The following is a 25266-nucleotide window of genomic DNA, read 5'->3' as shown; positions in this document are numbered from 1 at the left end:
CGGTCCGGCCGACAATAGGGGTTTCTGTACCGGACAACCGCCGTCCGGGACGGCGACTGCGCGTGACCCCGGCGCGGCCAGCCGCCGCTGCCCTGGGTCGGGCGGCGGCCGCCGGCGGTCTCGTCGCCGGTCGCGCGTCCCCGACGCTTAAGCCCCGGAGCGCCGATCTGCAGACGATGTCCGATTCTCCCAGCTTGCGCGGCCTCCTCTGGAACCGCGACGAGGGGCGACCGCGGGCGTTCTGGCGGCTCGGTCTGGCGGCGCTACTGCTGCTGGTCGGCGGGATCGGGGGGGTCGTCGTCGCGTCCGCGCTGGTGGCGCTCGCCCCGAGCACGGCGCCGCCGATCCTCGCCGCGGTCGTGACGGTCACGGCGCGGACGACCCAGGTCGCGGGGTTCGCCGCCGCGATACTGGCCGCGGCGTGGCTGATCGACCGCCGTCGCCTCGTGGACCTGGGACTGGGCTGCTCGCGGGACTGGTGGGCCGATCTGGCGTTCGGGCTCGCGCTCGGCGTCGCGCTCCCGGCGCTCGTGTTCGCGCTCGAACTCGCCGCGGGGTTCCTGCGGGTGACCGGCACGCTCGTCTCCCGGGCCGACCCCTCGCTGGCGGTCGGGCCGGGCGTTCCGGTCGCCGTCGCGGTCGCGCTCACGTTCGCGTACTTCGTCGGGGTCGGCGTCTTCGAGGAACTGCTCTTCCGCGGCTACCTGCTGACCAACGTCGCCGAGGGCCTCGACGGCTGGTTCGGCGTCGGCCGGCGCGGCGCGCTCGCGGCCGCGGTGGCGCTCTCCAGTCTCGCGTTCGCCGCCGGCCACTGGATGAACCCGAACGTGACGCCGCTGGCGGTCGCGAACATCGCGCTGTTCGGCACCCTGTTCGCCGCGAGCTACCTCCTGACCGAGCGCATCGCCGTCGCCATCGGGTTCCACGTCACCTGGAACTTCGCCATCGCGTCGGTGTTCGGCTTCCCCGTCAGCGGGTTCACGACGCCCGCGACGGTCGTCGCCGTCGAGCAGTCCGGCCCCGAACTCGTGACCGGCGGCTCGTTCGGTCCCGAGGGCGGCCTCGTCGCGCTCGTCGCGTTCGCGGTCGGCGTCGCGGCGCTGGGCTGGTGGGTGCGACTGCGAGAGGGGGCGCTCCGGTGGCGGGCCGCCGTCGCGCGACCGACGCTGCGCCGCTCCGTGGTCGCGGAACAGAGAGCCGACGAGGCCACGGAAGTCGACGGCGAGACCGCGGATACCGCCGACGGCGAAACCGTCGACGGCGACGCGACGACCGGCGGCGCCGAACCCGACACCGAGTAGCCGTCGGCTGTCCCAGCCGCGTCCGAGTGACCGCGGCGAGCTTGCCACACTCCCCCACGTCTGGGAAACTACCAAGCCGGTCGGGCGGGAACGCGACGACAGAGCGATGAACTCCGTAGACGACTCGGTGACGGCGGTCCTCGACGAGGCGGTCCCCGACCGCGAGGTGGCCGACGCGTCCGCCGCCGGCCTGTCCTGGAACGACCAGAACCGGACCGTCCGCGTCGAGTTCACAGACGGCGGGAGCGCCTTTCTGAAGGTGGCCGCGGACGGCGACGGCACCCGGATCGCACGCGAGCGGGCCGTCGTCGACTACGTTGACGCACGCCGCGACGTCGCAGTCCCGACGGTGCTCGCGAGCGGCGTCGAGGCCGCGACCCCGTACCTCCTCACAGCGCCGATGGCGGGCGAGAACTTCCACCGACCGTGGGAACACTGGGGCCTCGACCGTCGAGTCGACGAGATCGAGCGCGTGGGGGCCGCGCTCGGGGCGGTCAACGCCGAGCGGTTCGACCGGCACGGCGAGGTCGTCGGCGGCGGTGCGGACGGACTCGAACTCGACGCGGGCCCGTGGACGGACGTGCTCGTCGCGACCATCGAGCAGGCGCGGGGACTGGCGTCGTCGGACCGGTTCGACCACTACTTCGACGCGGTCGTCGACGCCGTCGAGGCGAACCGCGCCCTGCTCGACCGCGCACCGGCGGCGCTGGTCCACGGCGACCCGGCGATGCCCAACGCCTTCTGCAGCGAGCGCGCGATCGGCTTCATCGACTGGGAACTCGCCCACGTCGGCGACCCGGCCCGCGATCTCAACCGGGCACGCGAGCAGCTGATCGAAGCCAGAGACCTCCCGGACGCCGACCGCGACCGCCTCGTCGCGGCACTCCGTGAGGGGTATCGACGCGGCGCCGGGTCGCTCCCCCACGGCCTCGACGAGCGGCGGCCGGTGTACGAGGCGGTGCGGCTGGTCGGCGTCGCCGGCGCCTTCGACAAGGCCGTCGAGCACAGCGACCGGTCGCAGTCGGAGTACGCGGGGTGGCTCGAAGCGGAGATGGAGCGGCGGCTCGACGCGCTCCGGTGAGCGGCGCCGGCCGCCGTATTCGGAGCGGTCGGCGAGCGGACAGCGTAACCGCGGCGGCTAAGTGGCCCGACTCCTAATTCGCGCGTATGAACCACCGCGAACTCGGATCCTCGGGCGTCGAGGTCAGCGAAGTCGGTTTCGGTGCGTGGGTCGTCGGCACCGACTGGTGGGGCGACCGCACGCGCGAGCAGGCCGTCGACATGCTGCACCACGCGATCGACCGGGGGATCACCTACTTCGACACGGGCGACGTGTACGGCCACGGCGACAGCGAGGAACTCGTCGGCGAGGCCCTCGGCGAGTACCGCGACGAGGTCACCGTCTCGACGAAGGTGGGCTACGACTTCTACAACAACCCCCAGGCCGGCCACGGCGAACTCCCCAAGCGGGTCGACCCCGACTGGATCGAGACGGCGCTCGACCGCTCGCTCGACAGGTTGGACATGGAGTACGTCGACCACCTGATGCTCCACAACGTCAACGTTGGCGAGGTCGACCCCGACGTGCTCGAAGCCCTCGACGAACTGCAGGAGTCCGGCCGCGTCGACTCCGTCGGCTGGGCGCTCGGCCCCTCGATCGGCTGGCTCGCCGAGGCCGAGATGGCCGTCGAGGAGGGCTTCGACGCCGTCCAGCTCGTGTTCAACGTCTTCGAGCAGACGCCGGGTCGCCACACCATCGAGACGATCCGGGAACTCGACGCCGACACGAGCGTCGTCCCGCGCGTGCCCCACTCCTCGGGACTGCTCAACGAGCAGGTCACCCCCGACACCGAACTCGGCGAGGGCGACCACCGCGCCCACCGGCCCGACGAGTGGTACGAGACGGGCTGGGAGAAGGTCGACGCGCTGCGGTTCCTCGAAGACCCTGACCACGCCGAGGGCACGCGGACGATGGGTCAGGCGTCGATCCAGTGGCTGCTCGGCCACGACGAGGTGGCGTCGGTCACGCCCACGTTCCGCACGACCGACGACATCGACGAGTGGGCCGCGGCCCCCGACACGCCGGCGCTCTCCGACGCCGAGATGGAGCGCGTCGAGGAGCTCTACCGGGACAACTTCGGGATCGACCGCGACGACGGCATGGACGCCCTGCGCTCGTCCGTCGGCGGCGCGGACCTCGACGGCGTCGACAAGCAGGCCGCCGGCGACTGAGGTCGCTCCCGACCGCTCCGTCAGTGTCGCTCCAGGCCGATCGATTCTCGACCGTCGGCGCTCCCCCGCCTACCGGAGCGCCGAGACGGTCCCAGACCGCGGCAGATACGTGCGACCGGGCCTCCGTTTCGACACCAGTTCGTAACCCCTTGGTTTCCACTGAACGGGCCGCTACCGCCCGTTCTCGGACGAACCCCTCCGTTTCGACTCGAACCCCGGCCACGTCCGGGGATTTCTTCAGTATTATTCCACTTTCACTCGCGGCGTCAGACGGCCGTCATACGCATCGCGTAGTGCGATCGGCCGCTCACGGGGGTCGAGCGGGAGTTCCAGTCGAAATGACGGGTGTGTGAACGGCCCGCACGCGGGACGGTCAGTCGAGTCGCTCGAACGTCTTCTCGGCCCACTGGACGGCGTAGTCGGCGCCGTACTCGCGGTAGGCCCCGGTTCCGAGCGCGCCGAACGGCGTCGGGAGTTCGGGGCCGCCCCCGTTAGCGTGTGAGTCAGAGGTCCTGGAGTTTCGCTCCACGGTGTGCTTGACGGCGGCGCAGGCCAGTTCCGCGGCGTCGCCGAAGTCGGTCCGACCCCGCGCGAGGTCGGTCGAGAGGTCGGCGAGGCGGGGTTCGAGGCGCTCGCCGGCGTCGACCCACGTGTCGAACAGGTCTGGACGTGACTCCGCCCAGTCGGCGAAGACCTCGCGAGTGTGCAGTCCGAGATAGGCGTCGTAGAGCGCAGCGGCGAGCTGGTAGGTCCCGGTGGGGTCGAGGCGGTCCTCGGCGGCGGCCGCGAGGTCGCGGTAGCGCTCGCCGAAGAATCCCAGGAAGTGTTCGGGCAGGTCGAGGCCGACCTGGACGAGCGCCTCGGCCACGAGGAAGTCCACGAACGGACCCGGCGACCCCTCCAGCCGCGGCTTGACGAGCACCACCGGCGGATCGGTCTGGTGCGTCCAGGCCACGCCGCCGTCCCCCGGCGCGCCGACCGTCAGATCGTCGCTCGCGTAGCGCCGGAGGATCTCGGGCGCGTCCGGCGGGAGCCACTCGCTCGGGTACGACCGCGGCTCGAACGAGTCGGTGAGCAGCGAGAGGTCCTCGGCCTGCGCGGAGGGGAGCGTCTCGAAGTCTCTCGCACAGTCGAGAACGACCGCGTCGGGCGCGTGTTCGTCGCGGACGGCCGCCAGATCGGCCGACAAGTCGCGTTCGCTGAACATCAGTCGGCGCCCGCGGGCGCAGTCGGTTCGCTCGCGGCGCGTTCGACGACGGCGGGGTCGCCGCTGGGCGACGTGGTCATGTGCGTCGGGAGGGGCCGTCGGGAGTAAACCCCACCGGTCCGGGCCGGCGGTGGAGTGCCAGCCCCGGCCGGTCCGCCGTCAGTCGGTCGCGGCGCGAACGTTTATAACGGATACCGGGACCAGTCCGAGTCGTATGGTGGACGACATCTCGCGGCGCGGCGTCCTGCGATCCGCGGGCGCCGCGCTGTCGGGGGGTATCGCGACGGGGATCGGATCCAAGTCGGCGGCGGCCGCGATGGGTCGGTGGGACCAGGACGAGGCACCGCCCGTCCGCTGGCACGCGACTGTCGGTACCGACGACGTCAACGAGTCAGTCGGGATCCGGGCGGAAGACGGCCGACTCGCAGTCGGAGGGGGCAGCTGGGACGACTACGACGAGGTGGACCCGTGGTCGGTCACGGTCGACGCCACCGACGGATCGAACCCGTCGCACGCGACGCTCGACGTCGAGGGTCAGTTCCTGACCCAGGGGTCCGTGCCGGTCGCAGGAGGCGGCAGGCTCTACCTCGGGAACCGCACGCTGGAGCCGGACATCGAGGACGCGACCAGCGAACCGATGCTCGTCGCGAGCGGCGAGGACGGCGAGACGGCGTGGCAGCGGACGTACGAACCGCCGTTCGAGATGTTCTCGGCGGCGGCCCTCGCCCCCGGCCCGTCCGGCGGCGCGGTCTTCGTCGGGTACTCGGTCGACATCGACAATCCGAACACGTGGGTCGCGGCCGTCGACGCCGAGGGGAACGTCCGCTGGGAGCAGCAACTCGACGAGTTCTTCGCCACGTTCGCCACGGGTATCGAACCCACCGGAGACGGCGGCTACCTCGTCTACGGGAGCACGATGCGGGGCGAACAGTGGGACATCGACCGGCAGGACGGGTGGGCGGCGCGGATCAGCGCCGAGGGCGATCCGCAGTGGTCACAGCGCTACCGACAGCGCTCGGCGGGCGGACAGAGCGAGTACCACCGCTTCGTCGACGCGGTCGAGACAGGATCGGGGTACCTGCTCGTCGGCGACCTCGCACCGAGCGCGGACGACGCGGCGACCCGGGGCTGGGCAGTCACCGTCGACTCGGAGGGCGAACGGCTGTACACCGCCCTCGACCGCCCCGGGACGGACGGCGGCGGCAAGTTCGTCGCCGCCGTCCCGTACGGCGACGAGTTCGCACTCGTCGGGTCGGCCTACCGGAGCGACGACCGCGTGGTCGAAACGCCCTGGATCCTCGGTGTCGACGCGACGCTCTCGACGAACTGGGACGTGCTCGACCCGCTCGACCAGTCGGCGGTCGTCCGCGACGCGGTCGCGGCGGCCGGCGGCGGGATCGCGCTCGCGGGCAACCACGACACCGAAGACGGGTGGTCCGAGCCGTTCGTCGCGAAGCTCGGCGGCGACCCCGCCGAGACGCCGACGCCGTCGTCGACGCCCACACCGACGCCGTCGCCGTCACCCACGCCGACGGCCGCGCCCTCGCCGACGCCCACCGACGCGGCGACGCGGTCTTCGACGCCGGCGCAGACGCGAACGGCGGACGACGCGGCAGAGGCGGAAGACGCACCTGCCACGAGTTCCGGCGACGGACCGGGATTCGGTGTCGGAGCGACGCTGGCGGCGCTCGGGAGCGTCGGGGCGCTGCTCCGACGGAGCCAAGCGCCGACTGACGAGGAGTGATCCGGCCGCGGGAGCGGGCCGCACCTCGCCCGCCGTCCCTACGACAGGAAGACGAGGACGAGCGCGATTGCAAGGGCCGCAGCGATGCCGATCGTACCCAGGGTGAACTTCGTCGCGTAGCTCATGGACGGCAGTTCAGCGGCGAGCGACCTAAAGCCCCCGTTTCCGGGCAGACCCGTCGCACCGCCGTCGGCCGGTCTCCGGGCGGCGCGACCGACGGCGAACAGTGCTGTTTATCTCTCGCCCGCCGCAACTGGGGGGCATATGGAGCGAGAGCTGACACGTCGCGGGCTGCTCGCGTCCGGCGGGTCGCTGTTCGCGGGGAGCGCGGTCGCGTCGGTCGCGGGGGCCGCCGCCGTCGGATCCGCAGCCGATCCGCCGCCGCTTCGCTGGTCAGAGACCTACGACGGCGCGACCACGGACACCGTCCAGGACGCCCTCCGGACGGACGATGGGAACTACGTCGTCGTCGGTCAGTCGGGGGAGGGCACCGACAGCGTCCGACCGTGGGCGTTCTCTATCGACGAGCGCGGCCGCCCCCGGTGGCAGCGCCGCGTCGACACCGACGACCCCGCCGGGTTCAACGCGGTCGTCGAGACCGACGACGGCGGCTACCTCCTCGCGGGGTACCGCGGTCGACCGACGACCGGACAGGAGCCGCTGTTCGTCAAGCTGAACGCCGGCCGCGAGGTCCAGTGGCGGCGGACGGTCGAGTCGCCGCGAGAGGGCGGGAACGTCGCCTCGCTCGTGTCCGCCGGGGACGGGCAGTACGTCGCCGCCGGCCTCGCTCGCGGCGGTACCGTCCTCGACGTCTCCGGATGGATCTTCGGGATCGACGGGGCCGCCGAGCGACAGTGGAGCGAGACCTACGGCCCGCGCCACACCAACTACGTGGCGAGTCTCGCCGAGACGGGCGACGGCGGCTACGTCGTCGGCGGCGGAACGCGCGCGGAGTCGACCGAAGACGACAGCCAGCCGCCGTTTTTCGGGTGGCTGTTCGAAGTCGACGGCGAGGGAAGCCAGCGGTGGTCGACGACCTACCGCGAGTCCACCGACGGGACAGACCACCAGATGAACTTCTTCTACGGCGTCTACGCGACCGACTCCGGGTATCTGGCCGCCGGCGGGACGTCGCGGGAGCTGCTCGGCAGCCAGCGCGGGTGGGTCCTGTCGGTCGGCGGCGACGGCGAGCGCCGCGGGCAGTTACAGACGCAACCGGCGGACATGGACGTCGCGCAGTTCCAGGATATCCGACCCTTCGAGGACGGCTACGCGCTCGTCGGCGTCGCGCGGGCGAGCGCGTCCGACCCGGCGACCGTCTGGGCAGCCGGTATCGACGGCGAGCTGTCCCGCCAGTGGTCGGCGACCGAACAGTTCGCGAACGGGAGTCAGGCGATCACCGCGCTCGGGACCGAGGACGACGGACTACTGGTGGTCGGGAACGCCAACGTCGAGGGCGGCCAGACGTCGACCGACGCGCTCGCGGTGAAACTCGGCGGCGACCCCGTCCCGACGGCGACGCCGGGAGCGACGACGACCGAGACGCGATCCCCGACGGCCACGCCCTCGCCGACGCCGTCTCCGACGCCGACGCCCTCACCCACCCTCACGTCCGCACCGAGCGCGACCGAGACCGCGTCGGGGGCCGACCCTTCGCCGACCGAGGGCGGCGACGCGGAGACGACCGCGGGCGACGGAGCGGGCTTCGGGATCGGTGCCGCACTCGCAGCGCTCGGTGGCGGCGCGCTCCTGCGACAGACCCACGCGGCGAGCGGCGACGAGTCGGACGAGACGTAGCGATCGGTGGCCGGTCGGCCGTTTGCGGCGGCACACAGTGTCATTTATCCGTCGGGTATCCGAACCCGGCCTCGTATGGACAGCGATCTGACGCGACGCCGCCTGCTGGCGTCGGCCGGACTCGCCGTCTCGGCCGGCGCCGCGTCCGTCGCCGGAGCGACCGGGGCGGCCCCCGTCGAACAGCCTCGCGGTCTGGCGCTCGACCAGCCCGCGGTCCGCTGGAACCGGTCGTACGGACAGCGCAGTTACAACAGCGCGCGAGCCCTGCTCGAAACTGACGAGGGGAACCTGGTGGCGCTCGGGAACTCCCAGGAGTCCCGGACCGGTACCGGATCTGACTGGCTGTTCTCCGTCGACGGCGCGAGCGGCGCCGGCCGGTGGAGCCACCACCTGGAGCGCGGCGAGGAGTCGTTCCCGGTCCGGTCGGTCGCGGAGGCCGACGACGGATTCGTCCTCCTGGGCGGACGCCTGCAGAGCAGGCAGTTCGCCCTCCGGAAGGTGACCGCCGACGGCGAGCAGGCCTGGCGAGAGACGTTCGAGCCGTCGAGCGACGCCGAGGGCGTCAGCACTGCGGCCCTGGCGTTGCAGGCGGTCGACGACGGCTACGTCGTCGGCGGGTACGTCCTGCGGCAGGGGGAGACCACGACCGCCGATTCGGCGACCGCCCTCGCCGTCAAGGTCGACAGCGAGGGGGCCGAACAGTGGCGCCACCGGTTCCTGCGGGACCGGATCTCGGGGATCCAGTCGCTCGGCAGCGACGGCGACGGCTACGTCGCGAGCGGGATACTCCAGGACCCTCCCGAGAGTCAGAGCGACCGGCCGCCGCTGAAGAGCGTCCTCTTCCGGTTCGACGAGAGCGGCTCGGTCGACTGGCAGACCGAACTGTCCCAGACGACCGGCGGGGAGCCGAACCAGGCGAACCAGGTCGTCGACCACGCCGCGATGGCGGACGGGTACCTCCTCGCCGGAGTGACCGGGTCGAGGGCCCAGACGTCGGCCTGGGTCGTCGCGACCGACGGGTCGGGGTCGGTCCGGACGATGCGGACCGTCGACCACGGGCAGTCGAACGGGCAGCTGACCCTGACGAGCGTCTCCGGCGACGGCGATACCGCCTACGTCACCGGGTCGCTCGTGAACCGGCAGCGCCAGGAGTCCAGCGCCTGGCTGGGCGCGTTCGACGCGAACACCGAACTCGGCTGGTCGGTGAATCCGGCCCGCAAACAGACCAACGCGTTCCGCGACGTCGTCGTGACGAGCGACGGCGGTATCGCGGTGGCCGGTAGCGCGACCACGAGCGAGGAGAACGCCGAGACGCCGAGCGAGGCCTGGCTCGTCAAACTCGGCGGCGACGCCGCGCCGCCGTCGGCCACGACCGCGGAGTCGATGGACGCGTCGACGCCGACGGCCACGCCCACTGCGACGCCGACCGCTTCGCCCACCCCGACGCCGACGGCCGACCCGACCGAGGCGGCAACCGAGACGGCGACGGCGACCCCGAGCGACGACGCGGCCGAGACGACCTCCGGCGGCGGCCCCGGCTTCGGGATCGGCGCCGCGCTCGCCGCGCTCGGGGGCGGTGCGCTCCTGCGCGAGAGCGGCCTGAGATCCGGTTCCGACGCCGACGAGGAGTGAGGGGGAAGGAAGTCGCTCGTCGGTCGTGTGAAAGACGAGCGAATCGACCATTTTCGCCGGCCCCCGCCACGCAGGGCACGTCGCGGCGGCCACAGTGCCGACCGGTGAGCGGACGACGGGTCATCCACCGGTCGGCCGAAAAGCGGTCGCCCGGACGAACCGCCGTGACGGCGACGGCTCAGTTGCGGTCCGTCACTCCGAGACGGTCCGGGTGACCGTCGTCGTCCGTCCGGTCTCGTCGGTGACGGTGATCCGGACGGTGAACTGCTCGTCGTCGACGTGTTTCAGCTTGAAGCGGTTCGAACCGGACTCGCTGGCGCCGGAGACGTCCGTCGTGGCGCTGTCGACGACGCTCCCGCCGCCGTCGACGACTTCGACGCGCACGCTGTCGAGGTCGCCGTCGCCGTCGGTCACCCGCCAGTGGGTCGTGAACTCCAGGTGAGGGTTCGGCGAGCCTTTCTGGCTGATCGACGACCGATCGACCTCGGGCGCCGCGGACGCGCTCTCGGTCGTCAGCGTCCGAACGGCGCCCACGGCGCGGTCGCCGTCGCTCGTCTCGACGACGGCGCGGTACTCGTAGGTGGTCGACTCGCCGAGGCCGGAGACGACGGCGTCGAACGACCCGGTCGCGTTGACGGCCGTCGGCCCGGTAGTCCGCCACTCGTCGGCCCCCTCGGCGCGGTACTCGAAGGTGACCTGCGCGCGCTCGGCGCCGCCGAGGTCGGTCAGATCGCCGGTGAGCGTCGCCGAGGAGTCGGTCACGTCGACGGCGTCGGCCGTCGCGACCGCCGGCGGGCTGTCCGTCCGCACGGTCAGCGTCTCACCCGCGTCGGCGTCGCCGTCGCTGGCCTCACCGGCGATACGGACCTCGTACTCCGTCCCCGGATCGAGGCCGGTGATCGTCGCCGTCACCGCGCCAGCGTCGGCGAGTTTCGTCCGCTCGGCGACCGTCCACCCGGTCGCGTCCGCCCGGCGGTACTCGACGGTCGCGGTGGCGGCGTCGGCACCACCGAGATCCGCGATCGCTCCGGTCACCGTCGCGGCGGTGTCGTTGCTCGCTCGCACCGACTCGGTGACGACCGCGAACTCGGTGTCGGTCGTCAGCGTCGCGACGCCGCCGGTCGCGCGGTCGCCGTCGCTCGCCGAGAGCACGGCGCGGTACTCGTAGGTCGCGTTCGCCTGGAGGGCTCCGGCGGCGGCACGCAGGTCAGCCGGCGCCGTGACGTTGCGCGCCGCGACGGCTCGCCACTCGCTCGCGCCAGCGCGGCGCAGTTCGAACGTGACCTCGGCGCTGTCGGCCCCGCCGAGGTCGGTGACGGTCGCCGTCAGTCGCGCCGACGAGTCGGTCACCGAAGCGGCACCGGTCGTCGTCACGACCGGCGAGGGCTCCTCGCGAGTCGTGACGGTCGCAGGCGTGCCGAAGTATTCGTCGCCGTCACCGGCGACCGCGTAGATCCGGACCTCGTACTCCGTCCCCGGATCGAGGCCAGTGACGTACCCCTCGAACGTCCCGGTCGAGGAGACGCCGGTCCGCGTCGCGGTCGTCCACGAGTACGACCCCGCCTCGCGGTACTGGACGGCGACCTCGGCCGTCTGGGCGCCGGCGAAGTCGGTGACGGTCCCGTTGACGACGACCGCGGTCGCGTTGACCGCCGACGCGGCGTCCGTGCGGGCCGTGAACGGCTCCTCGGTCGTGAACCGCGTCGGCGACGCGGTCGCCGTGTCACCGTCGCTCGCCGCGACGACGACGCGGTACTCGTAGGTCGCGTTCGCCCGGAAGTCCAGGAACGTGGCGTTCACGTCCGCGGGCGCGGAGACGTTGCGCGTCTCGAAGGTCCACCAGTCGTCCGCGCCGACGCGGCGGAGCTGGAAGTCGACGGCCGCGCTGTCGGCGCCGCCGAGGTCGGTGACGGTCGCCGTCAGCGTGCCCCGGTGCTGCGTGAGGTCGGTCACTCCGGTCGTCGCCGCTTCGGGGCCGGCGTCGCCGCCGGTTGTCGCGTTCGCGACCGCGGTGTAGACCTGATCCTCGTCGGTCCCGACCGTCCGGATCCGGAACTCGTAGGCCGTGCCCGGGGCGAGTCCGGTGACGGTTCCCTCGATACCGCCGTCAGTGCCGACGCTCGCCTGCGTCTCCGCTGACCACGACGACGTCCCCGCCTCGCGGTACTGCACGAACGCGTAGGCCGAGTCCGCACCGCCGAAGTCCGTGATCTGCCCGTCGACCGCCACGGCGGTCGCGTTCACCGCAGACGCGCCGCCGATGCGGGCCGCGAACTCGGTGTCGGTCGAGAACCGCACCGGCGACGCGGTCGCCGTGTCGCCGTCGCTCGCGGCGACCACGGCGCGGTACTCGTAGGTCGCGTTCGCTCGCAGGTCGAAGTAGTCCGAACGGACGTCCCGCGGTTCCGTGAGGGTGCTCGAAGCCACGGACCGCCACTCGCTCGCGCCAGCGCGGCGCAGTTCGAACGTGACCTCGGCGCTGTCGGCGCCGCCCAGGTCCGCGACCGAGGCGGTCATCCCGACGGTGGCTTCGGTCACGTCGGCCGGCCCGGTCGTCTCCACGGTCGGCGCCGGGTCGGCGTCCGTTGCGACGGGCAGCGCCTGCCCGGCGCCGGCGTCGCCGTCGCTCCCCTCGCCGGCGACGCGGACCTCGTACTTCGTGCCCGGTTCGAGGCCGGTGATCGTCGCCGTCACGTCGCCCGCACTCGCCAGCTTCGCCCGCCGAGCGACCGTCCACTCGGTCGCGCCACCTCGGCGGTACTCCACGGTCGCGGTGGCGGCGTCGGCACCACCGAGATCCGCGATCTCGCCGACCGCCGTCACGGCCGTCTCGTTGACGGCGCGCGCCGACGTCGTGGACGCGGCGAACTCGCTGTCGGTCGTGAACCGGACCCACGAACCGGTGGCGTTGTCGCCGTCGCTGGCGCGGACGTGCAGTCGGTACTCGTAGGTCGTGTTCGGCACCAGCTGTCCGAACGTCCGGTTCACCGACCCGATGTCGGTGATCGTCTGCGCCGAGGTGGCCGTCACCTCGTCGGAGCCGACCGGGCTGACGAGGAAGACCGCCTCCGCCGAGTCGGCGCCCGCGAGCCACTCGACGGAGCCCCGCAGCGTCGCCCCGCGTTCGGTGACGCGCTCGGGATCGGTCGTGGCCACGGCCGGCGGTTCGTCCGGGACGGCGAACGTCCGGACCGTCCCCGCCGCGGAGTCGTTGCCCGCCTCCGCGCGGGCCCGGTACTCGTAGGTCTCACCCGCGGTGAGGCCGGTGAGGTACGCGTCGAACCCGCCGGCGGACGAGACCGTCTGCCGGCGCGTCGTCTGCCACGCGTTCGCGCCCTCGGCCCGGTACTCGAACCAGACCGCGGCGTCCGCGCCGTCGGCGAGGAACGTGACGTTCCCGCCGACGGAGTACGACGAATCGGTGCCCGTCTCCGCCCACGTGGTCTCGACCGACACCGCGCTCGCGGCGTCGGCCGTCCCGTCGGCGGCGGCCACCCCCTGTGAAAGCGATACCTGTGCTGCCCCGACCTGTACCGCCAGGCCGAGGAGGACCAGTACGACACCCACCGTGCGGAGCGCTGTGCGCCCCCCTGTGTCGTTCCCGTTCATGTCAACCCAACCGCGCTTCGTTCGCTGAGATTCTCCCTCCGCAGAAAATACTTTCTCTTTGATCTGTCTTCCCGCCGGGACGTATCCGGGCCTCAGCCGCGAACGACGGCGATCGGTTGTGCGCGGTCGGCGACAAAACGACCCCGGCCGAACCAGCAGGCCCTACGCGTCCCTGTCGAAGACGACGTCGCCGCCGACCAGCGTCGCTCGGACGTCGATGTCGGCGATCTCGCCGGGATCGACGGCCCACGGGGACCGGTCGAGGACGACCAGATCGGCGAGCTTCCCGGGTTCGACGGTCCCCAGCCGGTGCTCGTCGAAGCCGGCGTAGGCGGCGCCGCTGGTGTAGGCCCGGAGGGCGTCGGTGACGGAGAGCCGCTGGCGCTCGTCCGGCGCGGTCACGGCCTGTTGCACCCCGTAGAGCGGGTCGAGCGGCATGCAGTCGCTCCCGAACGCGAGGGCGGCGCCAGACGCCAGCAGTTCGCCGAAGCGGTTCGAGGCCAGTCGCCGCTCGTCGCCGAGGCGCTCGGCGTACAGCCCGCCCTCGCCCGCCCACTTCAGGAAGTTCGGCTGCATCGAGGCGACGACGTCGCTCTCCGCGATGCGGGCGAGGAGGTCGTCGGTCAGCACCTCGGCGTGTTCGATCCGGTGGCGCTCGCCGTCGGCCGACCGGAAGGCGTGCAGCGCGGCCCGGATCGCCTCGTCGCCGATGGCGTGGGCGGCGACCTGCAGGCCCGCTTCGTCCGCGCGGGCGACCAGTTCCCGGAGTTCCTCGGGGTCGACGACCCACTGGCCGCGACGGTCGTCACCCTCGCCGCCGGAACCAGAGTCACCTCCGTCGGAGCCGGTGTCGCCGCCGTCTTCGCCGCCGGAGTCGGCGGCGTCGGCGTACGGTTCGGAGAGCTTCGCGGTCCGGCCGCCGATGGAGCCGTCGGTGTAGGTCTTGATCGCCCCCGTCCGCACTCGCTCGCTCCCGTGGTTCGTCCGGAGGCCGAGTTCCTCGACCGCATCGAGGTGGTCGGCCCAGTAGTTGATCCGGACGCGCAGGGAGAGTTCGCCGACGCGATCGAGTTCGCGGTAGACGGCTGGCGCTTCCGAGCGGCGGACCATGTCGTGGACGCCGACGACGCCGAGTTCGTTCGCGCGCTCGACGGCGGCGTGGACCGCCCGGCGCATCGCGGCGCGGTCCGGTTCGATGGCGTCCCACAGGGGGTCGAGCGCGTCCTCCACGACGACGCCCGTCGGCTCACCGCCGCGCGTCTGCACGTCGGCGTCGGGCATCTCGCCGCGCAGGCGGTCGAGCGCGACCGAGTTCAGGGAAGCGAGGTGCATGTCCTCGCGGACGGCCGCGACCGGTCGCTCGTCGCTCACCTCGTCGAGGTCCTCGGCGGTCAGGTACCGGGAGTCGTCCCACGCGCTCTCGTCGTAGCCGAAGCCCAGGACCCACTCGCGGTCGGGACCCGCGGTTTCGGGGTCGGTCTCGGCGGCGTGGTTCACCAGCAGACCCACGGCGTCGGCCGGCGATTCGGCGGCGGCGAGGTCGGCGTTGACGAGCCGTCGGCCGACCATCGGCAGGTGCGTGTGCGCGTCGACGAATCCCGGGAGGACGACCCGGCCCCCGCAGTCCCGGACGGTCGTCTCGACGCCGGCGAGGTGTTCGACGTCGCGCGTCGTTCCGACGCCGGCGATCCGCCCGTCGCGGACCGCCACCGCCTCGGCCGTCTCGTCGGGATCGGCGAGCGTGTGCACCTCCGCGTTCGTGAGGACCAGATCCGCGGCCGCTGTCATGGTGGCAACTGGGAGTCGAGCGGTTGGTAAGCGTTCGGACGACGGGGCGTCCGAGGAATCGGATCGGCGAGCGACTCCACCCTACGAGACGCGCATCGTCCGGTAGAGCGCGAGCGCGGTCACCGCGCCGACTGCGAGGAGATACGCCGCGCCCTCGCCGGCGACCGACAGCGCCACGTCGGTCGAGAAGCCGGCGTCGACGGCGAGTTCGACGGGGACGTGGCCGGGCAGCAGCCGCGCGTACTCCGGCGGGTCCGCCAGCGGGTTCTGGACGAGGAAGAGGTCCATCATCGTCCCGAACAGCGCGAGGTAGACGCCGGCGAGGCGGTCGACGACGAGGCCGGCGAGCACGCCGAGCAGGCCGTAGGTCAGGGCGGCCAGCAGCGCGGCGACGCCGACGATCAGCGGCCGTTCGGGAACGTAGATGGTCGCCGCAGTGGCCACGGAGACCGCGGCGACCAGCGCGCCGACGACCGCGAGGAGACCGAAGCGCGCGAGGAGGACCGAGACGGGGCGGGCGCCGGCGACGACGAGCCGAGCGTCGGCGTCGCGGGCGGCCTGTATCAGGAACACGCCCGCCAGCGCGCCGACGAGCGCGCCGACGAGCGGGACCATCAGCACGGCGTAGAGGGCCGCCATCTCGACGGCCTGGGTGCCGCCGCCCGGCACGTCGAGCGGGGTCGTCGTCGACGGGACCAGCCGGGTGAACCCGCCGATCAGGTACGCGGGGAGGAAGACGAACAGCGCCAGCAGGACCGGCGTGCGGGCGTACTCGCGGAGGCCGCCGACGAAGGCCGCGAGCGCGGTCGACCGCCCGCCGCCGACCCTCGCCCTGGCGTCGTCGGTGCTCACGCGCCCTCACCCCCGCTGGCGAGGCGGACGTACGCGCCGAGGACGGCGACGAACAGGACGGCCAGGTACGCCAGTCCCGCCAGGACGTCCCCGGTCGGGACCGAGCCGTCGAGGACGGCGGCCCGGAAGAGGGCGTGCGGGTAGTGCAGCGGGAGGAGGTTCACGGCCGGCGAGTCCACGTCGACGACGCCGCTGGCGAGGAAGTCGTCGAAGTCGGCGAGGAACACGAGGACGAGCGACCCCTCCAGTTCCCGGGGGAGGAGCGTCCCGACGAGGACGCCGATGAGGCCGTAGGTCAGCGCGGCGAGGACGAGCGCGCCGAACGCGGCCGTGGGCGCCGCGACGTCGACCCGCCACCAGAGCGCGGCGAAGGTGACGGCGGCCGAGCAGGCGCTCACGGCGAGGACGGTGCCGAGGCGGGAGACGAACAGGTCGGCCCGGGAGAAGCCGCAGACCGCGAGGCGGCCGTCGGCCTGGACGGCACTGACGACCTGGAAGAGGCCGATCAGTCCCGCGAGGAACGCGGCGGCGAAGACCGCGCCGTTGACCCGCCCGAGCGTCGCGGGGACGGCCGTCAGGTGCGGGAGCGCCGGGAACGAGGCCATCGCACGGCCGTAGCCCTCGACGACGAGCGGCGGGAGCGCGAGGAGCAGGACGACGTGGACCGGCTCCCGCAGGAACTCGCGGACGTGCGCGGCGACCCCGACCGAGAGCCGATCGCCTCGCCCGCGCTCGGCGGTCGGCGGCGCACCGCTTCCGCCGAACGCGGCGTCGCCGTCGGCGTTCCCGCTTGCGCCCGTGCCGGCGCCCATCTACGCCACCTCCGTCGGGTCGGACACCGCGTCCCCGTCGGCGTCCGCGGCGTGGGACTCCCCGGCGGGACCGCTCTCCTCGGCGGTACCGCCGTCACCGACGCCACCGCTCTCGCCATCGGACTCGACGAGGTCGCCGTCGCGGAGCTCGTAGATCCGGTCGAATCGCTCGCGCTCGCTGACGAAGTGGGAGATGACGGCGATGGCGGTGCCGCGCTCGGTGAGCTCCTCGGTGAGCTCCCAGAACGCCAGGTACGTCTCCCAGTCGAAGCCCGTGTACGGTTCGTCGAGCAGGAGCACGTCGGGGTCGTGCAGCAGGGCGACGGCGAGGTTGACCTTCTGGCGGTTGCCGCCGCTGAGGTGGCGGACCTGGTAGTCGAGGAACCGCTCGAAGTCGAGGCGGTCGGCGAGGCGGTCGCGCGCGTCGGCGACCGCCTCCGCGGAGAGCCCGTAGGCGGCGCCGAACAGGTCGAACGTCTCCGCCACGGTCAGCCGGTCGTAGAGGAGGCTCTCCTGGGGACACCAGCCCACGCGCCCCGAGCGCGTGACCGACCCGCCGTCCGGGTCGAGCGCCCCGACGAGGATCCGCATCAGCGTCGACTTGCCGCTGCCGTTCGCGCCGACGATCCCGACGATCTCGCCCGCGCGGACCTCCAGGTCGACGCCGTCGAGCACGTCGACGCCGCGGCGCCACGGGAGCCGCGAGTCGTAGGTCTTCTCGATGCCGGCCCCGCGCAGGACGACCGCCTCGTCTCCGCCGGTCTCGTCGCCCGCGGTAGTGCCGTCTTCGTCTCCAATCGGAATATTCGGCATATACAAAATATTCTGTAGAGAACGATTTAAACGTTGGGGCGCCGAGAGACAGACGTGACGGGAGCGGTCGACGCGGACGGCGACCGTCGCGACCGAACCATGAGCGACACTGACACCCACGATCCGGTCGAATCGGCGCGCGCGGAGGTCATCGACGCCCTGGAGCGCAGTGCGGAGGTATACGGCGCCAAGCGCAGCTACGGCCGCCTGTTCGGCATCCTCCTCTTCGAGCCCGAGCCCGTCTCGCTGGACGGACTCGCCGAGCGGAGCGGCTACGCGAAGTCGACGGTGAGCACCGCGATGACCACCCTCGAACGCTTCCACCTCGTCCACCGCCGGTCGCTCCCCGGCGAGGGCAAGAAGGCGTTCTTCGAGGCCGAGACCGACCTGTGGTACGTGTTCCAGCAGTTCCTCCGCCAGGAGGTCACCCGCGAGATACGCATCATGAGCCGCGCGCTCGACGAGGCGGCCGAGGCCCTGGAGGACGCCGAGGGCGAGCGCGCCGAGTACCACCTCGAACAGGTGCGGAAACTCCAGCGGATGTACGACCGCAGCGACCGCCTCGTCTCCCTGCTGACCGGCCAGCCGCTGGACCGCCTGACCGACCTGCTCGGGCGCGTCACGGGCGGATCCGACGGGGAGTGATCGGCTGCCGGACGGCGACCCCCGAACCGCGCGACCGGGACAGCAACTGTTAGGGGCGTCGACCGCGAGCCTCCGGGCATGACCGACGACTCCGACGCCGCGGGCGCGGCCGCGAGCGGGAGCGACACCGCCGACGCCGAGACGCTCGCCGACCGCGTCGCCGACGGCGACCTGCGCCTCTACGAGCTCGAAGACCACGCCGACGCCGAGACGGCCGCGACGGCCCGACGGCTCGTCGTCGAGCGCGAGACGGGTGTCGACCTCTCGGCGACCGGCGACTACACCTTCGCCGCCGAGTCCGCCGACTCGAACATCGAGAACATGATCGGCGGCGCGCAGCTGCCGGTCGGCGTCGCCGGCCCCGTCGCCGTCCGCGGCGAGGCCGCCGACGGCGACTTCTACCTCCCCATCGCGACGACCGAGGGCGCGCTCGTCGCGAGCGTCAACCGCGGCTGCTCGGCCATCTCGGCGGCGGGCGGCGCGACCGTCCGCGTGACCAAGCGCGGGATGACCCGCGCGCCGGTGTTCCGCGTCGCCGACATCTCCGAGGGCGCCGCGGTCGCCGAGTGGGTCGAGGACAACGAGGACCGCCTCGCCGATGCCGCCGAGGAAACCACGAGCCACGGCCGCCTCCAGTCGGTCACGCCCTACCTCGTCGGCGACTCCGTCTTCCTGCGCTTCTCCTACGACACCGGCGACGCCAACGGGATGAACATGGCGACCATCGCGACGCAGGCGGCCGCCGAGGTCGTCGAGGAGGAGACCCCCGCCTCCCTCGTGGCGGTGTCGGGCAACCTCTGTACCGACAAGAAGCCCGCGGCCATCAACGCCGTCGAGGGCCGCGGCCACACCGTCACCGCCGACGTGACCATCCCCCGGGAGACCGTCGAGGAGCGCTTCGGCACGACGCCCGAGGCCATCGAGGAGGCCAACACGCGCAAGAACCTGATCGGCAGCGCCAAGGCCGGGAGCCTCGGGTTCAACGCCCAGGCCGCCAACGTCGTCGCCGGCGTCTTCATCGCCACCGGGCAGGACGAGGCCCACGTCGTCGAGGGGAGCAACTGCATCACGACCGCGGACGCGCGGGAGGACGAACTCTACGCCAGCGTCAACCTCGCCAGCCTCCCGGTCGGGACGGTCGGCGGCGGGACCGACCTGGCGACCCAGTCGGAACTGCTCGACGTGATCGGGGTCGGCGGCGGCGGCGACCCCGTCGGGTCGAACGCCGACGCGCTCGCGGAGGTTGTCGCCGCCGGCGCGCTCGCCGGCGAGCTCTCCCTGCTCTCCGCGCTCGCCTCGCAGCACCTCTCCAGCGCCCACGAGGAACTCGGCCGATAGCGCCGCACGTCCGGGACGTGTTCTCTGCACAGCATTTCGAGGCGGAGGGTACGTTTTACTTTCACTTCCACTCCGGTGTTGGCTGGCGTTTACCTTCCGTGCCCCGGTAGTCAGCGTGCGTCCGTCCGGGAGCCCCGGCGGGCGCGCCCACACCCATGCGCCCCAACGAAGTCGCGGACGCAAACGTCCGCACGACCGACACCGGTGAGAGCGAGAGCGGCGACGACGGTCGACCCGTCCGTCGAGCGACGCGGGTCATGCGCCTCGCGAAGCTGACGGTGACGACGCTGGCCGCGCTCGTCGGCGTCGCGAAGGCGCTCGGCCTGCTGTAAGGGGGAGAGCGGCACCCGACCCGGGTCACCGCCGCGGCCCAGGGAGTCGCTGCGGCCCGGGGTGTCCCCGCTACCCGAGCAGTCGCCGGTGCCCGGGGAATCGTCGCCGGAGAAAACCCTATACTGGTCGCTTCCGTCCGTTCGGACCATGGACGACAGAGCTCCGATCTACGCCGCGGCCGCGGGCGTGGTCGCGCCGGTCGCGACCGTTCGCCTCGTCGGCGTGGCGATAAACGCCGGCGTCTTGCACCCGATCGTCGGCCTCGTCGTCCTGTTTCTCGTCCCCGTGATGGGCATCCTCTGGATCGTCTCGGCGGCCTGGAACCTCGGTCTGACGGGGTGGGACCCGCTCGACCGGTTCCGCGACCGCGCGACCGTCCGCGAGGACATCCCCTCGCAGTTCCACGACGCCATCGACTACGAGACGCTCGACGAACCGAAACACGAGGGGAAGATACCCACGAACCTGTTCCTCTACGGGATCGCCTACTTCGTCGGCGTCCCGATATTCGCCCTCGTCTTCATCGTCTGAGGGCGCCGGCGCGGCGGCCGGTCTGTCCGTCGGTCAGATCAACCGCGAAGCGCCGACCAGAGGCGCTCACCGTGGTCGGCCACGACCCCGAGCGTCGATCCGACGACTGCCAGACCCATACCGCCCCAGAAGAGCGGGTCCGAGTAGTCTCGGGTGACGCCGACGGCGACGACGGCGAGTCCGGCGGCCGCGATCACCTGTCCCGCCGCGTTCAGCCGCTCGTCAAGCACCAGCGAGACGACGGCGAAGCCGACGAACAGGACCGAGAGCAGCGCGTACATCCCGACGAGCCACGCGTCGTCCGGCCCGATTATCGCGAGGGCCGCCGCGACCGCTCCGAGGCTGGCGAGCAGCGCGGCCGCCCAGGCGTACCAGAACCGCCGGCCGAGCGCTCGGAGCGCCTCCGGGTCCATGTGAGACGCGTTCGCCCAGTCGATGCAAGTGTTTTTCCCTCCGCTGGGTGCGGGAGGGCGGCGGCGCTCACAGCGGCCGATAGACGCCCCGGTTCTCCGTCGCCTCGCCCGCCCGGACGAGTCTGTCGAGCGCCGTCCGCGCGTACTCGGCGTCGACGCCTCGCTCGCTCGCGTACTCGACGACGCCGTCCTCGGTCGGTTCGTCGAGTTCCCGCAGGGCCTCCTGGACGATCTCCTTGCGGCTCTTGCTCGTCCGGGTCTCGGTCGCCCGCTCGCCCGCCTCGGTGACGGCGTCGGCGTCCAGCCCCGACCCTTCGAGGTACTCCGCGTCGGAGGGGCCGACCTCGTCGATCTGGGACTCCATCTCGGCGAACGAGTCGAGTTCGGCGAAGGCCTCGCCGTGGCCCTGCCGGTTGGCGAGCATCGACGCCCGCACCTCGCGAGCGTGGTCCCTGTCCTCGGTCGAGACGAACTTCTTGCGCTTCGCGTACTGGCGGGTCGTCCCGCAGCGCGGACACTGACTGGTCTCGGGGCGCCCCTCGACGACCCAGAGCATCGAACAGTCGCTACACCCGACGACGGCGTACATCGGCGGTGCGTTCGCCCCCCTCGGCAATGAACCCTCGGACGGCGCGGCGTCGATCGGCTATCAATCGTGGATCTCCATGCGACAATATTTATCGGCGAATCGGATTACATAGAGCAATGAGCCGCGCGTCGAACGAGGTGAGCGGCGGAGCGCTCGCGGTCGCGGCCGCCGCCCTCACCGTTTACCACCTCTCGGAACTCTACGCATTGCGGGAGGCCACTGGGCAGTTCTACGTCCAGCTTCTCCCCCCCGCTCTCTCGCTCGCGGTGATGGCCGTCGGCGTCGAACTGGCCCGCGGGCGACTCGCCGCGGACCGCTTCGCGGGCCGGTTGCTGGCGTGGACCGCCGCCGGCTCGATCGCGCTCGTCGCGCTCGGCACCTGGGTCTTCGCCGGCGTCGTCGTCAGGGGATTCCCGTTGACGGACCCGTTGGCCGCGCTGCTCGGCCTCGCGACGTTCGGCGCGCTCGCCGGCGTCCTCGTCGGCGTCTACGACGTCAGGCGACTTGAGCAAGAGCGGTTCCTCGAACGGCTCAACCGGATCAACGACACGCTCCGCATCGCCACCCAGGAACTGGTCGACGAGACGGACCGGGACAGACTCGAACAGACCGTCTGCGAGCGGCTGATCGAGTCCGACCCCTACGACGCCGTGTGGATCGGCCGCTACGACCCCGACGACGCCGAGGTCCGTCCCGTCGCGTGGGCCGGGTTCGACGACGAGTACGTCCAGTCCATCGTGGTCACCGTCGACGACAGTCCGACGGGCAGCGGCCCCGGCGGCCGCGCGATCAAGACCGGCGAGATCCAGAGCGTCCCCGACGTGTTCGCCGACCCCACGATGGAGCCGTGGTGGGACCTCCTGGAGAGTCACGGGATCACGTCGCTCGCGGTCGTTCCGATCCGCCACGGCGACAGCGTCTACGGGTTTTTCAGCATCTACACGGAGCGGGAGGACGTCTTCGACGACCGCGAGCGGGAAGTGCTCTCCGAGCTCGGCGAGACGATCGGTCACGCCATCGCCTCGATCGAGGCCCACGACCGGGTCGCCGAGCGCGAGCGCGAACTCGCCCGCCAGAACGAGCGCCTCGAGGAGTTCGCCGGCGTCGTCTCCCACGACCTGCGGAACCCGCTGAACGTCGCGGCGGGGCGCGTCGAGTTCGTCCGCCGCGAGAGCGACAGCGACCACCTCGCCGTCGCGGCCGACGCGCTGGACCGGATGGAGGAACTCATCTCGGACCTCCTGGCGCTCGCTCGACAGGGCGAGGCCGTCTACGAGCGCGAGCGGGTACAGCTCGGCGCCCTCGCCGAACAGGCGTGGTCGACGATCGACGCGCCAGCGGCGACGCTGCGGACCGAGGACGCCTCCGGGAGCGACGCGAGCGGGGACTCGTCGGAGAGCGATCGACGCGAAGGGGCCGACGGCGACCTCGGCCCGATCGAGTGCGACCCGTCGCGTGTCCGCGAGCTGCTGGAGAACCTCTTCCGGAACAGCGTCGAACACGGCGGCGCGGACGTGACCGTCACCGTCGGCCGGACCGCGAACGGGTTCTTCGTCGCCGACGACGGCCCCGGCGTCCCCGAAGGCGAGCGGGAGGAGATCTTCGACGTCGGCTTCTCGACGAACGACGGCGGGACGGGCTTCGGGCTCAACATCGTCGAGCGGATCGCCCAGGCCCACGGCTGGGACGTGTCGGTCGGCGAGAGCGCCGACGGCGGCGCCCGCTTCGAGTTCACCGGCGTCGAGTCGGACCCATCAGTCGCCGACCGCGCCTGACCCAGCGCCCGAACCCGCGGCCGCGTCGGTAAGTCGCTCCCGAAGCGCATCCACGTACTCCTCGCGGGAGTAGCCGAGTCGCCCGATCCACACCTCCTGATACGACGGGTGGACGAGCGGCACGAGCGTCGTCCCGAGGCGCTCGCAGTCGACCGGCTCCAGCACCGCGTCGAGGAAGCCGTCGAGTTCCCGGTCTTCGACAGCCAGCACTGACTTCGTCGCGTGCTTCCCGGTGGCGAGGACGGCCGCGGGGTCGACCTGCCGGATCTCCGCGAGGAGGTACGGGCGGCAGTTCGCCCGCTCCTCGGGAGCGGGTTCGCGGTTGTCGCTCGGGTCGTCGGGGTCCGGCGGGAAGCACTTCACCGCGTTCGTGTAGTAGGCGTCGCCGGCGTATCCGGCGTCGGCGACGAGTTCGCGGACCTTCCGCCCGGAGCGCCGCGAGGTGTAGGCCATCCCCGTCAGGTTGCCGCCCCGCCAGCGGTCGGCGTCGGGGTCACCCGCGGCCGGCGCCTCACCGACGACGACCAGCGCGGCGTCGTCGGGGCCGTTACCCCACGAGATGCACTGGCGGTGCTCGACGAGCGCGGGACAGCGCCGGCAGTCCTCGGCGAGGGCGTTCCGGTCGTCTGGCTCTGGAAGCGAGGGCATGCGTTCTCAGTCGGCGCCGGTGACGCCGTTCCAGGCGCGGGCCGGCCACGACGCGACGGTCGCGAGGCCGGGATAGCCGTCGGCGCGCCAGACGGCCAGCGCGACCGCGACGAGCAGGAACTCGAAGTACAGCTCCGGCGAGGGCTCGATCAGCGCGAGGTGGGCGACGAAGCTCTGCTCGACCTCGTACTCGACGGCCGGGATCGCCGGCCAGAGCAGGAAGCTGACGTCGCGGAACCGAAGGGCCGCGATCGAGTACAGGGCGTCGCCGAACAGGTGGCTGAGCGCGCCGAGCGCGAACGCGACCGCGAGCGGGCCCTCGCCCTCGCGCCTGACCCGCACGAGGCTGTAGAGGAGGGCGACGACGGGGACGACGACCAGCAGCGAGTGCGACAGCGAGCGGCCGGTCGGCAGGATCGAGAACGTCCACGCGAGGGGCTTGTCCACGAGGTCGGGGACCTGCGAGGCGACGGCGACGACGAGCGCGGTCGCGGCGGTCGGCCGGTGACCGCGCCGGAGTCGGGAGTACAGCGAGTAGAGGAGGTAGGCCAGCGCGAGGTGTCCCCAGGGCCACATCACCGGATGGAACGACCGTGGCCTCCTTACGTGTGTCGACTCGCTGGACCTCGGTCGGCCGCTCCCGGCCGCTTCTGAAAGGCATATGCGCCTCGCGGCCGTCGTGGCGGGTATGGGCTACGCGTGTCCCGTCTGCGACGACCCCCAGGCCGACGCCGAGCACCTCGCGAACCACCTCGCGTTCACCGCCATGCTCCGCGGCGCCGGCCACGAGGCCTGGCTGGACGACCACGTCGACGGCTGGGCGGACCGCTCCCCGGAAGAACTCGCCGAGCAGGTCAGCGAGTACGCCGACGAGGAGGAGTTCCCGCAGTCGGTCGAGGACGCGACCGGCGGTCACGAGTCTGGACACGGCGACGCACACGGCGGTCACGACCACGGCGCAGGCGGCCACGACCACGGCGGACAGTCGGCCGACGGCGTCGAGAGCGCGGCGCCCGGCGGCATCGCTGACTTCGACGTCGACGACGACCAGGAGGACGTGCTGGCCGAAGCGCGAGAGCTGACGCGTCGGCGCCGCGAGAACGCGGCGGCCGACAGCGAACCGGAGGGCGAGGCCGACGCGTCCGACGGCGACGAGGACGAGGACGAGGAAACCGGGAGTTCCTAAGTCCCCGCGAGCGAACCAGTG

The 25266-nt window shown here is 72.2% G+C and carries 23 protein-coding genes; 12 read left to right on the top strand and 11 right to left on the bottom strand.

All coding sequences use genetic code 11. From position 1 onward, the window contains the following. Positions 1-176: 176 nt before the first annotated feature. From PSC72_RS16080 to PSC72_RS16070, 3 genes are all read left to right on the top strand, one after another. Positions 177-1301: a CPBP family intramembrane glutamic endopeptidase gene (locus tag PSC72_RS16080; protein WP_274322437.1), complete on the top strand. Its 1125-nt coding sequence runs from the start codon at positions 177-179 to the stop codon at positions 1299-1301. 106 nt (positions 1302-1407) lie between these two features. Further along, positions 1408-2382, top strand: a complete 975-nt coding sequence (locus PSC72_RS16075; RefSeq protein WP_274322436.1) for a phosphotransferase family protein — start codon at positions 1408-1410, stop codon at positions 2380-2382. Positions 2383-2468: 86 nt separating this feature from the next. Then, a complete protein-coding gene (locus PSC72_RS16070; RefSeq protein WP_274322435.1) occupies positions 2469-3533 on the top strand; it encodes an aldo/keto reductase in 1065 nt (354 codons plus the stop codon). Between the two features lie 373 nt (positions 3534-3906). On the opposite strand, the gene PSC72_RS16065 is transcribed toward PSC72_RS16070, so the two are convergent. Next, complete coding sequence (locus PSC72_RS16065) at positions 3907-4740, bottom strand: DUF7089 family protein (protein ID WP_274322434.1); 834 nt, start codon at positions 4738-4740, stop codon at positions 3907-3909. A 214-nt stretch (positions 4741-4954) separates the two neighbouring features. Here PSC72_RS16065 and PSC72_RS16060 point away from each other — a divergent pair, with 214 nt between their 5' ends. Continuing rightward, positions 4955-6484 carry a PGF-CTERM sorting domain-containing protein gene (locus PSC72_RS16060; protein WP_274322433.1) on the top strand — a complete coding sequence of 510 codons (1530 nt, stop codon included), beginning with the start codon at positions 4955-4957 and terminating at the stop codon, positions 6482-6484. 38 nt (positions 6485-6522) lie between these two features. Here the strand turns inward: PSC72_RS16060 and PSC72_RS25735 are convergent, their stop codons facing one another. Next, positions 6523-6609, bottom strand: coding sequence for a hypothetical protein (locus tag PSC72_RS25735; RefSeq protein WP_449404902.1), 87 nt, complete (start codon positions 6607-6609; stop codon positions 6523-6525). A gap of 139 nt (positions 6610-6748) precedes the next feature. Here PSC72_RS25735 and PSC72_RS16055 point away from each other — a divergent pair, with 139 nt between their 5' ends. Both PSC72_RS16055 and PSC72_RS16050 read left to right on the top strand, forming a co-directional pair. Continuing rightward, positions 6749-8281 (top strand): hypothetical protein, encoded by a 1533-nt coding sequence (locus PSC72_RS16055; protein ID WP_274322432.1) that lies wholly within the window; start codon positions 6749-6751, stop codon positions 8279-8281. Between the two features lie 75 nt (positions 8282-8356). Next, positions 8357-9913 (top strand): hypothetical protein, encoded by a 1557-nt coding sequence (locus PSC72_RS16050; RefSeq protein WP_274322431.1) that lies wholly within the window; start codon positions 8357-8359, stop codon positions 9911-9913. A 192-nt stretch (positions 9914-10105) separates the two neighbouring features. On the opposite strand, the gene PSC72_RS16045 is transcribed toward PSC72_RS16050, so the two are convergent. The 5 genes from PSC72_RS16045 to PSC72_RS16025 all read right to left on the bottom strand — a co-directional run bounded on the left by PSC72_RS16045 (position 10106) and on the right by PSC72_RS16025 (position 17787). Then, the gene (locus PSC72_RS16045; protein ID WP_274322430.1) at positions 10106-13522 is read right to left on the bottom strand and encodes a fibronectin type III domain-containing protein; all 3417 of its coding nucleotides are present in this window, start codon (positions 13520-13522) and stop codon (positions 10106-10108) included. Between the two features lie 162 nt (positions 13523-13684). Beyond that, positions 13685-15310 carry an amidohydrolase gene (locus PSC72_RS16040; RefSeq protein WP_274322429.1) on the bottom strand — a complete coding sequence of 542 codons (1626 nt, stop codon included), beginning with the start codon at positions 15308-15310 and terminating at the stop codon, positions 13685-13687. A gap of 81 nt (positions 15311-15391) precedes the next feature. Further along, a complete protein-coding gene (locus PSC72_RS16035) occupies positions 15392-16162 on the bottom strand; it encodes an ABC transporter permease (protein ID WP_274322428.1) in 771 nt (256 codons plus the stop codon). Then, positions 16159-16974 carry an ABC transporter permease gene (locus PSC72_RS16030; protein WP_274322427.1) on the bottom strand — a complete coding sequence of 272 codons (816 nt, stop codon included), beginning with the start codon at positions 16972-16974 and terminating at the stop codon, positions 16159-16161. Before PSC72_RS16030 ends, PSC72_RS16035 begins: the two co-directional genes overlap by 4 nt. Next, positions 16975-17787 carry an ABC transporter ATP-binding protein gene (locus tag PSC72_RS16025; RefSeq protein WP_274322426.1) on the bottom strand — a complete coding sequence of 271 codons (813 nt, stop codon included), beginning with the start codon at positions 17785-17787 and terminating at the stop codon, positions 16975-16977. 54 nt (positions 17788-17841) lie between these two features. Here PSC72_RS16025 and PSC72_RS16020 point away from each other — a divergent pair, with 54 nt between their 5' ends. The 4 genes from PSC72_RS16020 (at position 17842) to PSC72_RS16005 (ending at position 20634) form a co-directional block, all read left to right on the top strand. Next, on the top strand, positions 17842-18432 hold the full coding sequence (locus PSC72_RS16020; protein ID WP_274322425.1) for a GbsR/MarR family transcriptional regulator: 591 nt from the start codon (positions 17842-17844) through the stop codon (positions 18430-18432). Between the two features lie 78 nt (positions 18433-18510). Further along, complete coding sequence (hmgA, locus tag PSC72_RS16015) at positions 18511-19770, top strand: hydroxymethylglutaryl-CoA reductase (NADPH) (protein WP_274322424.1); 1260 nt, start codon at positions 18511-18513, stop codon at positions 19768-19770. 155 nt (positions 19771-19925) lie between these two features. Further along, positions 19926-20102: a hypothetical protein gene (locus PSC72_RS16010; protein ID WP_274322423.1), complete on the top strand. Its 177-nt coding sequence runs from the start codon at positions 19926-19928 to the stop codon at positions 20100-20102. Between the two features lie 148 nt (positions 20103-20250). Beyond that, positions 20251-20634 carry a hypothetical protein gene (locus PSC72_RS16005; RefSeq protein WP_274322422.1) on the top strand — a complete coding sequence of 128 codons (384 nt, stop codon included), beginning with the start codon at positions 20251-20253 and terminating at the stop codon, positions 20632-20634. Between the two features lie 38 nt (positions 20635-20672). On the opposite strand, the gene PSC72_RS16000 is transcribed toward PSC72_RS16005, so the two are convergent. Continuing rightward, positions 20673-21047: a hypothetical protein gene (locus PSC72_RS16000; RefSeq protein ID WP_274322421.1), complete on the bottom strand. Its 375-nt coding sequence runs from the start codon at positions 21045-21047 to the stop codon at positions 20673-20675. Positions 21048-21114: 67 nt separating this feature from the next. Then, the gene (locus tag PSC72_RS15995) at positions 21115-21636 is read right to left on the bottom strand and encodes a DUF5817 domain-containing protein (protein WP_274322420.1); all 522 of its coding nucleotides are present in this window, start codon (positions 21634-21636) and stop codon (positions 21115-21117) included. 116 nt (positions 21637-21752) lie between these two features. Between PSC72_RS15995 and PSC72_RS15990 the strand changes: the two genes are divergently transcribed. Further along, positions 21753-23411, top strand: a complete 1659-nt coding sequence (locus PSC72_RS15990) for a GAF domain-containing protein (protein WP_274322419.1) — start codon at positions 21753-21755, stop codon at positions 23409-23411. Here PSC72_RS15990 and PSC72_RS15985 read toward each other — a convergent pair. After that, on the bottom strand, positions 23391-24059 hold the full coding sequence (locus PSC72_RS15985; protein WP_274322418.1) for a uracil-DNA glycosylase: 669 nt from the start codon (positions 24057-24059) through the stop codon (positions 23391-23393). The genes PSC72_RS15990 and PSC72_RS15985 overlap by 21 nt on opposite strands. A gap of 6 nt (positions 24060-24065) precedes the next feature. Next, positions 24066-24635 (bottom strand): metal-dependent hydrolase, encoded by a 570-nt coding sequence (locus PSC72_RS15980; protein ID WP_274322417.1) that lies wholly within the window; start codon positions 24633-24635, stop codon positions 24066-24068. A 112-nt stretch (positions 24636-24747) separates the two neighbouring features. Here PSC72_RS15980 and PSC72_RS15975 point away from each other — a divergent pair, with 112 nt between their 5' ends. After that, the gene (locus PSC72_RS15975; protein ID WP_274322416.1) at positions 24748-25245 is read left to right on the top strand and encodes a DUF5810 domain-containing protein; all 498 of its coding nucleotides are present in this window, start codon (positions 24748-24750) and stop codon (positions 25243-25245) included. Positions 25246-25266 lie beyond the last annotated feature (21 nt).

The sequence above is a fragment of the Halosimplex aquaticum genome, assembly GCF_028747785.1.
Lineage (GTDB): Archaea > Halobacteriota > Halobacteria > Halobacteriales > Haloarculaceae > Halosimplex > Halosimplex aquaticum.
This window is presented reverse-complemented; position numbering and strand designations above follow the sequence as displayed.